11 protein-coding genes are annotated in these 12,201 nt (G+C 67.0%); 1 reads left to right on the top strand and 10 read right to left on the bottom strand.

The genetic code is table 11. The features are described 5' to 3' along the window. Window positions 1-38: 38 nt before the first annotated feature. Window positions 39-1,067, bottom strand: coding sequence for an MBL fold metallo-hydrolase (locus tag VF329_11750; protein ID HEX7081680.1), 1,029 nt, complete (start codon window positions 1,065-1,067; stop codon window positions 39-41). A gap of 31 nt (window positions 1,068-1,098) precedes the next feature. Then, window positions 1,099-2,853, bottom strand: coding sequence for a L,D-transpeptidase family protein (locus tag VF329_11755; protein ID HEX7081681.1), 1,755 nt, complete (start codon window positions 2,851-2,853; stop codon window positions 1,099-1,101). Between VF329_11755 and VF329_11760 the strand changes: the two genes are divergently transcribed. After that, window positions 2,842-3,402: a DUF882 domain-containing protein gene (locus tag VF329_11760; protein ID HEX7081682.1), complete on the top strand. Its 561-nt coding sequence runs from the start codon at window positions 2,842-2,844 to the stop codon at window positions 3,400-3,402. The genes VF329_11755 and VF329_11760 overlap by 12 nt on opposite strands. Before the next feature lie 83 nt (window positions 3,403-3,485). Here VF329_11760 and nhaA read toward each other — a convergent pair whose 3' ends face one another. The 8 genes from nhaA to VF329_11800 all read right to left on the bottom strand — a co-directional run bounded on the left by nhaA (window position 3,486) and on the right by VF329_11800 (window position 12,027). Next, window positions 3,486-5,342: a Na+/H+ antiporter NhaA gene (gene nhaA, locus VF329_11765; GenBank protein ID HEX7081683.1), complete on the bottom strand. Its 1,857-nt coding sequence runs from the start codon at window positions 5,340-5,342 to the stop codon at window positions 3,486-3,488. After that, window positions 5,339-7,006, bottom strand: a complete 1,668-nt coding sequence (gene ilvB, locus VF329_11770) for an acetolactate synthase large subunit (protein ID HEX7081684.1) — start codon at window positions 7,004-7,006, stop codon at window positions 5,339-5,341. The genes nhaA and ilvB overlap by 4 nt, the downstream gene beginning before the upstream one ends. Before the next feature lie 336 nt (window positions 7,007-7,342). Further along, complete coding sequence (locus VF329_11775; GenBank protein HEX7081685.1) at window positions 7,343-7,822, bottom strand: PH domain-containing protein; 480 nt, start codon at window positions 7,820-7,822, stop codon at window positions 7,343-7,345. Window positions 7,823-7,978: 156 nt separating this feature from the next. After that, the gene (locus tag VF329_11780) at window positions 7,979-8,548 is read right to left on the bottom strand and encodes a prolipoprotein diacylglyceryl transferase family protein (GenBank protein ID HEX7081686.1); all 570 of its coding nucleotides are present in this window, start codon (window positions 8,546-8,548) and stop codon (window positions 7,979-7,981) included. Window positions 8,549-8,660: 112 nt separating this feature from the next. Beyond that, window positions 8,661-9,278 (bottom strand): GyrI-like domain-containing protein, encoded by a 618-nt coding sequence (locus VF329_11785; GenBank protein HEX7081687.1) that lies wholly within the window; start codon window positions 9,276-9,278, stop codon window positions 8,661-8,663. 413 nt (window positions 9,279-9,691) lie between these two features. Continuing rightward, window positions 9,692-10,309 (bottom strand): HAD family phosphatase, encoded by a 618-nt coding sequence (locus VF329_11790; protein ID HEX7081688.1) that lies wholly within the window; start codon window positions 10,307-10,309, stop codon window positions 9,692-9,694. A gap of 87 nt (window positions 10,310-10,396) precedes the next feature. Then, the gene (locus tag VF329_11795; GenBank protein HEX7081689.1) at window positions 10,397-10,990 is read right to left on the bottom strand and encodes a choice-of-anchor V domain-containing protein; all 594 of its coding nucleotides are present in this window, start codon (window positions 10,988-10,990) and stop codon (window positions 10,397-10,399) included. 17 nt (window positions 10,991-11,007) lie between these two features. Continuing rightward, a complete protein-coding gene (locus VF329_11800; GenBank protein ID HEX7081690.1) occupies window positions 11,008-12,027 on the bottom strand; it encodes a lyase in 1,020 nt (339 codons plus the stop codon). Window positions 12,028-12,201 lie beyond the last annotated feature (174 nt).

Consider the following 12,201-nt stretch of genomic DNA (forward strand, 5'->3'; position numbering starts at 1 on the left):
GGCGTCGACGCGCGCCCGCGCGGCGGGCTCGCGAGCGCTCAAAGCTCCATGAAGTCCCGGCCCACGACGACCTCGCCGGCGAACTGCTTGCGCACGCCCGCGATGTAAGCCTCGTCCGGCAAGTCGGAGAGCGCGCCGGGGACGAGGTGATTCAGCACCAGCATCCGCACGCCGGCCTCGTCGGCCATGCGGCCGACGTCCTCCGTGCTCGAGTGCGTCTCGACGATATGCTGCCAGATGCCTTCGGGGTTGTCGGCATACGCGCCTGCGGCGACCTTCGCGTCGAACGCGCGGCGCTGGGCCGCGATGTCGATCGTCTCGCAGACGAGCACGTCGGCGCCGCGCGCGAGCGTCACGAGCGCTTCCGAGTAGGCCGTGTCGCCCGCGAACACGATGGAACGCGACGGGGTCTCGAAACGATACGCGATCGAGCGATAAGGCATCCTCTCGCGGGCGCTCTCCGGGAAATGCGTGTTCTCCGCGGCCGTGACCGCGACGCGCTCGTCCTCGAAGACGTCCACCGGCGCGCGCGAGGCTTCCACCTCGACGGCGCGGAAAAGGTCGCGCGGCTGCACGCTTCGATCCTCGTCGAGGAGCCGAATCGCGGCGTTCGCCGCGCCGAACTCGATCGCCGCGTCGACGAGCGCGCGTGTCCCGAACGGGCCGTGGACGGTCGTCGGCTCGACCCGTCCGCCCGTCCACTGCCGGCCGAGCAGCGCTGCGAGATCCGCGGTGTGATCGTCGTGCAGGTGCGTGAGAAAGATCTGCGCGACGCCGAGATATCCGAGCCCGCTTTCGATCAGCGCGCCGAGCGTGCCGTAGCCGCAGTCGACGAGATACGGTATGCCGTCGACGACGACGGCGCTCGCCGTCTCGCCGCGCTCCGGCCGGTAGTTCGGTCCGCCTTGCGTGCCGAGCAGGATCAGCCGATCGGATCGGCCGTTCGCCCCCCGTGCGTCCTGCCCGAAAGCGAAGCGGACCGGCGCGCCGGCCGCGAGCATCGCGGACCAGCCCGCGCATCCCAGGAGCTCGAGTGCAAAGCGGCGCCGTGTTCGTCGCATGTTCATCCTCTCTCTTCTCGAAGGCACGGGGCGCGTCTCACGGCGCGGAGGGCGCGAGCGACGCCTCGTAGCCCGCGGGTGGAACGAAGCGAAATTCCTCCTCGAGCGCCTCGAGCACGCGGCCGTCGCGGCCGTAAACGTCGGGCAGCAGGTAGAGCTCTCCGTCCTCGGGGACGACGGTCGCGTAAGTCAGCAGCACGGTCAACGGGCGCGGCAGCGTGATCGTGCGCGAGCGTCCGTCCGCGAGCACGCGGTCGATCGCGGCGCGGTCCCACTCGCCGCTCTCCCGGAGCAGCAGCTCCGCGAGCTCCAGCGGGTTCTCGAGGCGTATGCAACCGGAGCTGAAGGTGCGATCCGATCGCGCGAAGAGCTCGCGCGACGGCGTGTCGTGCATGTACACGTGGTACGGATTCGGGAACATGTACTTGACCTGGCCGAGCGCGTTGTCCGGGCCGGGCAGCTGTCGCAGGATGTACGGAAAATTACGCGCGTTCCAATCGACCTGCTCCGGATCCACCATGTTTCCGGACGTGTCCAGCACGACCATGTTGCGCTTCGCAAGCGCCGTGCGATCGCGGCGAATTTCCGGCAGCAGATCGTTGCGCAGAATGCCGGGCGGCACGGTCCACGAGGGATTGAGCACCAGATAGGTCATGCGCGCGCGGAACATCGGCGTCTGCCGATAGGGCCGCCCGACGACCGCGCGGGTGGTCCACACCTGCCGATCGTTCTCGATCAGCGACACTTGAAAACGTGCGACGTTGGCGACGATGTAGCGCGGCTCCAGGTCGCGAAAGATCCAGCGCACGCGCTCGAGGTTCACGCGCAGCTGATCGATGCGCGCTTCCACCGGCACGTTCAACGCGGCGCGCGTGCGCGGACCCGCGGCACCGTCGACTTCGAGCCCGTGCAGCCGCTGGAATTTCTCGAGCGCCTCCCGCAGGCGTGCGTCGAACACTTCCGCACCCCGGGCCGCTTCCTCCTTCGGAAAGTAGCCCTCGGCGGCCAGGCGGCGGGCAAGCGCCGCAACGGCCGGCGAGCGCATGCCCTCGCGCAACGTTTCCCCGTCGGTGAGCGGATCCCAGCCGCCTGACCGAGCGATCGCGCGATAGTCGGCGAGCGCGCTCATCAGTGCCGCGTAGCGCTCCTCCTGAGGGGCGAGCGCGCGGAGCGCGACGGCCATGTCCGGCGCGTCGATCAGGTTCTGCAAGGCGCTCACGGCGTCGATGCCTTCGAGCGTGCGTGTGAAGTTCCACGTCGGCTCGATCGATTGCGGGTCGACCTTGCCGAAATGCAGATGAAACGCATAACGCGCGAGCGCATCCGTCGCGAGGAGCTCGAGATGCAGATCGGTCCGGGCGGGCAGCTCGTCTTCCGGCCGGTACCGGTGCCGGCGTATCAAAGCCACGTGGTAATCGGCCGGGTCGAGCCCGTGGTCGACGCTCGCGTCGAGCACACGGAGGAGCTCGTCTAGCTTTTCGCCGTTCCAGGCCGGACGAAACCTGCGCCGCTCGTAGAAGCGAATCAGGAAATTCGCGTCGGCGACCGGCACGCCGTCGATCCTCGGCTCGACCGCAAGCGCTTCCACGCGCAGCCGCAGCGGCTCCGACGGGTCGCTCTGCGCATGCGCGCCCGGCCCTCCGAGCAGCGCCCACGTGGCGAGCAGCACGCCGCCGAGCCCCGGCCCGCGGGAGGACGGGCTTGCGAAGCGGGCGCGCTTGCGCGGACGATGAGCTGCACGGGGCGAGGCCCGAAGATCGCCGAGGGAGGTATCGGATCGATGTGCCGTCATTGTCCCGACCTTTCCGAGCGCCGCGTGATCGGGCGCCGCGCGTTGCTCGCGGGCGCAGCGTCCGCGGCCGCTCTCGCGCTCGTTCCGCCGGCGCGGGCAACCGAGGCCCGAACGCTCGCGCTGTATCATACGCATACGCGCGAGCGGCTGCGCATCACGTACTCGGCGAACGGCGTCCACATCCCCGAGGCTTTGCGGGAGATCAGCCGCTTCCTCCGGGATTTCCGCACCGGCGACGTGCATCCGATCGACCCGGCGCTGCTCGACGCGTTGTATGCGCTGCGCGCGCGCACCGGCGGGCGCGGGACTTACGAGATCATCTCCGGCTATCGCTCGCCGAAGACGAACGAGATGCTGCGCAGGACGCGAGGCGGCGGCGTCGCGAAGCGCAGCCTGCACATGGAAGGCAAGGCGATCGACGTGCGCCTGACGGGCGTGCGCACTTCGCGGCTGCGCGCCGAAGCGCTCGCGATGAAGGCCGGCGGCGTGGGCTTCTATCCGGATTCGGATTTCGTGCACGTCGACACCGGCCGCGTGCGGCAGTGGTGAGCCGCGCGCGGAGCGCGTCGGCTCGACGAGATCGCGTCGCCGCTTGTCTGCTCACGTGATCGCGCCGCCGCTCCAACTGCCGGTCAGCTCGCGCCGACCGCGACGCGCTCCTTTTCCTCGACGTCGGCGGACGCGCGCCAGAGCAGCAGCGTGCCGATCGCGGCCGAGAGGCCGGACGCGGTGAACACGGCGATCTTCGCGGCCGTGAAGTCGCTCGCGGCGGGGTAAGCCTCCCCGGCGATGAAGAGCGACATCGTGAACCCGATGCCGGCCAGCGCGCCCGCGCCGGCGAGCTGCCGCCACGTGTAGGCGCTCGGCTTCGCCGCGAGGCCGATGCGCACGGCGGCCGCCGAGAACAGCACGAAGCCGGCGGGCTTACCGACCACGAGACCGAGGACGATCGCGAGCATCAGCCCTTCGTGGCGCGCAACCACGTCGCCCGACAAGGCGACGCCGGCGTTCGCGAGCGCGAAGAGCGGCAGCACGACGAAGCTCGAGCGCGGTGCTGCGTTTCGCAGCAGTCGGTCGGCCGGGCTCAGCAGCCGGTCGTGGATCGCATCGAGAGCGCGAAGCGCCGGCCCGGAAGGGCCGAACCGAAGCTGCTCGCCGCGATGGCGCGCTTCCTCCGTCAGAATCGAGTCGGCCTGCATCGCGAGCGTCTTGTAGTCCGGCGGCGGACGCGTCGGAATGCATGCCGCGAGAATCACGCCGGCGAGCGAAGCGTGCAGCCCGGCGGCATGCACGGCCGCCCAAAGCACGGCGCCGATCGCGAGATAGGGCGAAACCCAATAGACGCCGGAACGATTCAGCAGCACGAGCAGCGCCGTGAGCAGGGCCGCGGCCGACAGAAAGAGCGGCTGCAGGTCGGTGGAGTAGAAGAGGGCGACGACGAGAATCGCGCCGATGTCGTCGACGATGGCCGCCGCCGTCAGAAAGATCCGGAGCTCGATCGGCGCCCGGCTGCCGAGCAGCGCGATGACCGCGACCGCGAAGGCCGTGTCGGTGGCCATCGGCACGCCCCAGCCTCGACTCCAGTCGCCCGTCGGGATCGCGAGCAGATAGAGCACGGCCGGCAAGATCATCCCGCCGATCGATGCGGCGATCGGCAGCGCCGCGGACGCGCGCGAAGCGAGGTGCCCGACCGTCAGCTCGCGCTTGATCTCGAGGCCGACGACGAGGAAGAAGACGGAGAGCACGGCATCGTTCACCCAGTCGCGGATCGACATCGCGAACGACGAGTCGCCGACCGTGAAGCCGAACGGCGTTTGCCAAAAGGCCTCGAAGTCGTCGCCGAGAGCGGAATTCGCGATCGCGAGCGCGAGCACGGTGGCGAGCAGCAGCAGGAGGCCGGCGGCCGGCGCCCACCGCGCAAAGTCGAGCGCGGCCCTGCGGACGCGATAGCCGAGCGTGCCGAGCATCGCGTCGGTGAAGGAGCTTTCGTCCCAAGCCCCGTCATAGCGATGGCCGTTGATGAAGAACGTCGGCGTGTAGCGCACGCCGCTCGCCTGCGCGCTCGCGATGTCGCGATCGACGCGCGCCTTCGCGATCTGCGGCACGTGCAGCGCCCCGTCGTGCGCCGCGCCGAGCCTCTCCGCGACGACGCGGAGGTCGTCGTCGGTCAGCGTCTCCGAGCGGGTCATCAGCGTGACGTGCGCATCCCAGAACTGCTCGGGCGTCCGCGCGGTCTCGACCAGCTCCGCGGCCCGCCGCGCGATCGCGCTGCCCGGGATCGGCCGATGCCGAAACACGTAGCGCAGGCGGCTGCCGAGCTGCGTGCGGACCTCGGCGATGCGCTCGTTGGCCGCGCGGCAATGGGGGCAGTCGTAGCTCCCGTACTCGACGAGCGTGATCGGAGCGTTGGCCGCACCGAGCACATGGTCGTCGTGGTCGTCGACCGGCCGGTCGAGGCGGGCGGTGGCATCGAGCTCTGCGTCGCTCATCCTTCGATCATCTCGCGATTCGCCGCGCCGGGCGGCACCATCGGAAAGACGCGCTCGTCGGTATCGATGCTCGCATGGATCAGACAGGGGCCGGGCGCCGCGAGCGCGGCCGCCAGGGCAAGCCTCGGATCCGCCGCATAATCGAGATCCACCCCGTGCACGCCGAAGGCCTCGGCGATCTTCACGAAATCCGGCGTGGCGCCGAACTTCGCGGCGATGCTGCGGCCTTCGTAGAACAGGCTCTGTTGCTGATGCACGAGGCCGAGCGCGCGGTTGTTCATCAGCACGATCTTCACGTTCGCCTGCTCTTCCGCGGCGGTCGCGAGCTCCTGAAGATTCATCAGGATAGAGCCGTCGCCGGAGAAGCACACGACCTTGCGCTCCGGCTCCGCGAGCGCCGCGCCGATCGCGGCCGGAAGCCCGAAGCCCATCGTGCCGAGGCCGCCGGAGGTGAGCCATTGCCGCGGCCGCGCGAACGGGAACGATTGCGCGACCCACATCTGATGCTGGCCGACGTCCGTCGTGACGATCGCGCCGTCGTCGAGGCATTGCGCGACCGCGGCGACGAGGCCGTACGGCCGGCGAAGGTCGTCGCGGCCCGGCATCCGCAGCGGAAAGTCGGCCTTCAGGGCTGCCACCCGGGCGAGCCACGCGCTGCGCCGCCGGCGCGCGACGCGGCCGGCGATCGCGCGCAGCACGCGGCCTACGTCGTCCGCGATCCCGATCTCCGGCGGTCTGATCTTGCCGAGCTCCGAGGGATCGATGTCGATGTGGATGACTTTCGCGCCCGAGCAGAACGTTGCCGCCTTGCCGGTCGCGCGGTCGTCGAACCGGGCGCCCGCGGCAATCAGCAGGTCGCATTCGTCGAGCGCCATGTTCGTGCAGCGCGCGCCGTGCATCCCGAGCATGCCGAGCGACAGCGGATGCCGAGTCGGAATCGCGCCGAGCGCCGTCAAGGTCGTCACCGCCGGTGCGCCGATCTTATCGGCAAGCTCGACGGCCGTCCCCGCGGCGCCCGACTGAATGACGCCTCCGCCGAGATAGAGGATCGGGCGCGCGGCTGCGTCGATCATCGCCGCGGCCCGCTCGATCGCGTCGTCGTCGAGCGGCGGCAGCGGACCGGGCCCGCCGGGCGCAGACCATTCCGCGACGGCGGCGCGCTCCGTCTGCACGTCCCTCGGCACGTCGATCACGACGGGACCGGGGCGCCCGGACGAGGCGATCGCGAAGGCTCGGGGCACGACGTCGAGCAGCTCCGCGGCCGAGCGCACGAGGAAGCCGTGCTTCGCGACCGGGATCGAGAGCCCGAACGTGTCGACCTCCTGGAACGCGTCGGTGCCGATCAGCGCACGGGGCACCTGGCCCGTGATCGCGACCAGCGGGATCGAGTCGAGCTTCGCGTCGGCGATCGCGGTCAGAAGGTTCGTGGCACCGGGGCCGGAGGAGGCGAGCGCGACGCCGGGCTTGCCCGTCGCGCGCGCGACGCCGTGGGCGATGAAGCCCGCGCCCTGCTCGTGCCTCGCGAGCACGTGACGGATGGACGTCGATCGCGACAGCGCGTCGTAAGTCGGCAGGATCGCGCCGCCGGGTATTCCGGCGACGACCGCGACGCCTTGGCGCTCGAGCAGTCGAGCGATGATTTCCGCTCCGGTCAAGGATTCCATGTCGGCTCCTCGTCGAGGCCGGACGCGAGCCGAGGGGACCGATGCACAACGAAAAAACCCCGCTCGGCTCACGCCGGCGGGGTTGATGATTCGCTGATGTTCTAGCCGTCAGTCCCGCGGGCGCGCTGCACCGAGTGCTCGTACGAGTACGAGCACGAGCGAGACGACGACGAGCGCGGCCGCGCCGCGGCCGGCCTGGAGACGTCGTGCATCGATCGTGGAGCGGGACATCGGGAAGCGGTAACGATTAAGAGCGGTGCATTATCATCGAATGCCCGCGGGCGGGCAACCGATTCGTGAGGGCCGACCGAAGTGTCGCCTATGTCGCGCGGCCGCTCACGCGCTCGCTCGCCCTGTCGAACGACTCGACGTCGCACCCTGAGTGGGGGAGCGGCTAGGTTGACTTTTGCTCGCGCGACGAGCGTTGAGCTCGCGGACAAACAGCTCCTTGTCCTGCGGCGAAATCATGATCGAGCTGCCGCGGCCGTAGTCGATTCGCAATCGGTCGAACGAGAGCGCAGGACTCGACAGCGGATTGCGAGTGGGCGTGACGGAACGGACTTGATGCAGCGGAACTCGCCAACCGAAAGGTCCGCACCGAACAGCGAGATATGAATCCGTCAAAGTGTAGTACGTGGCGCGCAGCATCCAGACGGGCAAACCGACCGGAACAATGAGAAGTGGAATCGCAACGAACGCGAGCGGACCTGCGAAAACCGCCGCGACCACGACCCCGGTTACCGCCGTGACGGCCGTGCCAACGAACACGACTTTGAGCCACGCGTCGACCTTCGAGCGAAAGACCAGCTCCGTCATGACTGCGTTTCCGTGCAACTACAGCCTTCTATATGGGCACGCATGCGGACAGCGCTGCCGAAACGCCGGCAGCAAAGAGTGCCTTGACCCATAGCCTCCGCCCGCGCCAGCAAAGGAGCACACCGACGGATCCCGCCACGATCAGAATCAGCGAGATCATCTCGGCCTGAGTGAGATAGACGCCGAGCATGTCGTGTTCGACGTCCATAGCCAATCGGGAAGCCAGTCGGGTTTCAGCGCCATGTTCGCCGGGATACCCCAATCCCCGTCTCCCGCGAGCTGACACCCGATTCGACCAATCCCGTAGCCCAGCATCATGGCCGGAGCCACGGCATCCAACATTGGTGCTATAGGGATTCCGCGCACCTTCAGGAACGAAATCCCGGCAACGGCGCCGAAGCAGATGCCCCCATATATCGAGAACCCCCCTCGGCTGAAGATCATCGCTAGCGGGTCAGCACTGAATTCACTCGAGTGATCGAAAATGTAGAAAACTCGAGCCCCGACGATGCCCGCAATCGCGGCGACGCCGGCGAGATCCAAAACGATGGTGTGCGTCGCCCGGGCAAGGCTGCCGAGCGACTCCTGCCTGAGTACCTCCCGCCGAGCAACAAGAGCCGCCGATAGTATCGCCGCTGCAACCAGCAACCCGAACGTCGGCAACGGCAGATGCCATTGTGTGCCCAGCACGGCGTTCGCGACGTCTGTGATGTATGGGAAGGTCATTTAGCCTCGCGTCTCACCGCTGTCGCTGTTGCACAGAGCTACGCGCCGCGCGAACGCAGCTGACCAAATCGCGGCGGCGGCATTCGGTTGTTTTGCAGCGCCTCCAGTACCTCTAGGTGCGCTCTGAAAATGGCTGCCGTATCACGGTCCCTAGCTTCTCCGGCGAAGTCCTCCTGAAATCGCTCAGATAAATTTCATGATGTTTACCCGACAACTGCCGCCCGGAGGCCGAGATGAATTCATGTAGCGCCTCTACAGCAGGACCTTCGTCGGCAAAGGACCCGACATGCAGACATTGTGCTGCCTTGCCTTCCTTAAAGCGCTCGAATCGCACTCGCGCTAGTCCGGCGGGGGCCTTCTTCTTGCGAACTCTGGAGATCGCCTTCTCGACAAGACCTTCGGAAACGATATCCGGCTGCATTATCAGTAACGTCCACTTCCAGTTGTCCCTATCTCCTTGGACAAAGGCGCTCATGTCATTCGCCCACCAGAGTCCTTCGAGGGGCATCACGACGTAATCGATGCCATGCGTTTCGTTCTTCACCATGAACTTCAGAGTGTAAGCGACAGAAAACAGCGCTTCGATGGCTTCTGCAAAGCTTTCGGACGCACCCGGGCTACCTTGGCCATCGACCATTAGAAAGCTCATCTCGGGGACATCCACTTCGACGATCTTTTGGGCCGCCGGCCGGTAGAGCGCACTCAACTCCCTCTTATAATCGATCTTCATCGTCGCCAGGGAACGTAGAAGCTGAGTGAGCGCTCGGATCGTTAACGAAGAACAAGGTCCGTTGAGTTGACTTTGTCCGGCTGCATCGCGTCGTCATGCGCCTCGACTAGTTAGGATCAGACGCGACCGTTGATTGAATCCGGTCCGCAAAGTAGGAGACGCGAGGGTAGTACTCGAGCACGCCATAGCGCCCGCGCAGCCCGCCTGTTGGACGCGCGCTCTGCGCCGAGCTTACGCCAACGACGAACAACAGCCCGTCACGGACGAGATACGCAGGCCCGCCGCTGTCCCCTGGACCACTAATTCCTTCAAGTTCCGTGACGTCTGGATAGGTAGGTCCGTCGAATCGAAAACGCAGAATACTCCCCTCGGCGAGTTCCACTCGATTTGTAGCGGCTCTCTTCAGCGACTTGTTAGGCGCCATGCGACAGCAAGTCGAACTGCGCTGCAATACCATCAAGAGCATCGCCCCTCCTGAACTGCATTGCGTGCCAGCCCACTCCTTCTGCGGCGACGACATTCGCCTCGCGGTCATCCAGAAAGAGAATTTGCTCTGGCTCCACGCCGATTCTGCTCTGCACGAGCCGAAAGTACGCCGGATCCGGCTTCCTTAGTCCAACACGGCATGAAAAGAAGCTTCCATCGAAGCGATTCCCCAAGCCCATTTGTGACTCGAGATACGCTGCCCTGTGTTGCTCCTGCGTTGAGGCGAGATAGCAGCGAAAGCCATTTGCGCGGAGCTTCTCGATGAACTTCAAGCAGGGTGAATCAAGATCAGAGTCTGACTCGAACCAGAACTTCAGAAATTCATCCACGGTTCCTGACCACTTCCAGGCTTCCAAATACTGTGGCAACTTGTCGCGGAGGTCTGCTTTCCCCAGGAGACACTCGACGAATGGGCCAGTGAAGAACGGCTGGGTTTCTTCCGCCGTCATTCCAAGAACTCTCGCAAGCTCCGTTCGGAACCGCGACCGCACAATGACGCCGTCAACGTCGAATACGGCCGCTCGGATGTCGACGTGGCTAATCATGGCGCGTAACAGCCGGATGGACCGGATAGACAATTCACCGTATCGCCCGCAGAGGTCGTTCGCGTTCTTCGCGAGATTCTGGCGACTTCAATATCGCGGCGCGCCCGCGGGCGCCGGTCGAATCGTCCACACGCGGCGATGCGTGGCGTCCCCGAACGGAGACTGGTCGTTGTTCCCGGCGTTCGCCCAGAGCTCGACGACGATCGGACCGTCGATCGTTGTCGGGGCGGTCCACTCCACGGACCACTCGGCGACGCCCGGCGTCTCGACGACGGAACCGGCTTCCGTCGATCGCACCTGCGCGCCGTTCGCGGTCGTCTTGGCATCGAGCGCAGCGAAAGCACCGGCGCCGTCGTGCTGGGCGGGAGACTCGGCGTCGCCGGTTGCCGGCGGCGCCGCTTCGTGCCATGCGGAAAGCAGAAACCCGGCGATCGCCATCTCCGGTGCGGTCAATCGCACGGTGAGCCGGTAGTGCGATCCCGGCGTCACCTCTGAAGGGAGTCCCGCGAGGCTCAGCGCCTCGGAGTCTTCGGTCGCCGGCGCGTCGAAGTGGCACTGCACGCAGCCTTCGTTCCCGGCGACCTCCCAAGGCGGGCCGTCCGGAAACGCGGCGGCGAGCGCGGGGCAGGCAAGCGCGGCGGCGGCGATTGCCGCCGCCGGCGCGGCGGACGACGATGTCACGGTCGGTGCAGCCTGCGCTATTCGCTGCCGACGACGGCGCGTGCGAGCGTCTCCTCGTCGGTTCCGAACCAGATGCTGGCCGACGGCATGTGATAGTACATGTGACGCACGGAGCCGCCGCCGGACGGGATCTCGGTCACGGAGATGACCTGCTCAGTCCGCGTGTCGAAGCCGACGAACTGGTTCGGCGTGACGCCCGTCTCGACGACCCAGACGCGATCGCGCTCGTCCGACGCCATGCCGTACGGCCGCGAATCTTCGCCGGAAGGCAGCGCCCATTCAGCGAATTCGTCCGTCTTCGGATCGTAGCTGCCGAGGTACCCCCGCGCGAAGTCGGCGTACCAGATGCGTCCGTCGCTCGTGATCTCGAGCCGCCGCGGCCGCGCGCCTTCGGCGGGAATCACGTGCTCGGTCAGCTCGAGGGTCTCGGGATCCACGGACGCGAGCTTGTTCGTGCCGAGCAGCACGATCCACGGCGTGCCGTCCTCGGCGATCTTGATCCCGTAGGGGCGTGCCCGCGGCGTCGGCACCTCGATCAGATCGACGGAGCGGTCGGCGACGGTGAGCCGGCCGACGAAGTTGCCGCCCTGCACGGTGAACCAGATGTGCTCTTCGCCGTCGTCGAAGACGAGGGTATGCGGATCGCGCGCGGCCGGATTCGGCATCGCGATCATCTCGATCTCGTCCGTCTTCGGATCGTATCGGCCGATGTAGCCTTTCAGGTTCCCGCTGTACCAGACGATCCCGTCCGACCCGACGATCAGGTTGTGCGGGCCGGGCTCGTCCGCAAGGTCGCGTTTGAAGAACTCGCCCGTCGACGGCGTGAAGCGGGCGAGGTAGTGCCCGCGCTGCCCGACGAACCAGACCTCGTCCGGCCCGACCGCGAACGGATCCCGCGCGCGGCCCTCGAACGGAACCTCCCACTCGTCGATCTCTATCGGATTCATCTCCTCGGCCCCGACGCCGGGAGCCGCAAGCCACGCGAACGACAGCGCGGCCGGCGCAACGATACGGAGCGCCTGTGACTTATCGATCATCGAACGACCCTCCAAGCTGCGGTGACGCGACCGGCGCCGAAATACGCCGGATGGCCCGACGGTACTACAAAGCGGTGCCGCTGTCCGCTCCGGTCACGCCGTGCCGCGCGGCGCAAGATCGGAGCGTCGGCTCTGGCGCCGGGACGGCGCGAAGGCTAGACGCCATGGGCCTCA

This window comes from Gammaproteobacteria bacterium (assembly GCA_036381015.1).
Classification (GTDB): Bacteria; Pseudomonadota; Gammaproteobacteria; order Steroidobacterales; family Rariloculaceae; genus ZC4RG20.

What these genes read in the sequence shown, in the direction of transcription:
- VF329_11750 (HEX7081680.1), bottom strand. Translation starts at nt 1,067, where the DNA reads ATGAACATGCGACGAACACGGCGCCGCTTTGCACTCGAGCTCCTGGGA.
- VF329_11760 (HEX7081682.1), top strand. Translation starts at nt 2,842, where the DNA reads ATGTGCCGTCATTGTCCCGACCTTTCCGAGCGCCGCGTGATCGGGCGC.
- VF329_11755 (HEX7081681.1), bottom strand. Translation starts at nt 2,853, where the DNA reads ATGACGGCACATCGATCCGATACCTCCCTCGGCGATCTTCGGGCCTCG.
- nhaA (HEX7081683.1), bottom strand. Translation starts at nt 5,342, where the DNA reads ATGAGCGACGCAGAGCTCGATGCCACCGCCCGCCTCGACCGGCCGGTC.
- ilvB (HEX7081684.1), bottom strand. Translation starts at nt 7,006, where the DNA reads ATGGAATCCTTGACCGGAGCGGAAATCATCGCTCGACTGCTCGAGCGC.
- VF329_11775 (HEX7081685.1), bottom strand. Translation starts at nt 7,822, where the DNA reads ATGACGGAGCTGGTCTTTCGCTCGAAGGTCGACGCGTGGCTCAAAGTC.
- VF329_11780 (HEX7081686.1), bottom strand. Translation starts at nt 8,548, where the DNA reads ATGACCTTCCCATACATCACAGACGTCGCGAACGCCGTGCTGGGCACA.
- VF329_11785 (HEX7081687.1), bottom strand. Translation starts at nt 9,278, where the DNA reads ATGAAGATCGATTATAAGAGGGAGTTGAGTGCGCTCTACCGGCCGGCG.
- VF329_11790 (HEX7081688.1), bottom strand. Translation starts at nt 10,309, where the DNA reads ATGATTAGCCACGTCGACATCCGAGCGGCCGTATTCGACGTTGACGGC.
- VF329_11800 (HEX7081690.1), bottom strand. Translation starts at nt 12,027, where the DNA reads ATGATCGATAAGTCACAGGCGCTCCGTATCGTTGCGCCGGCCGCGCTG.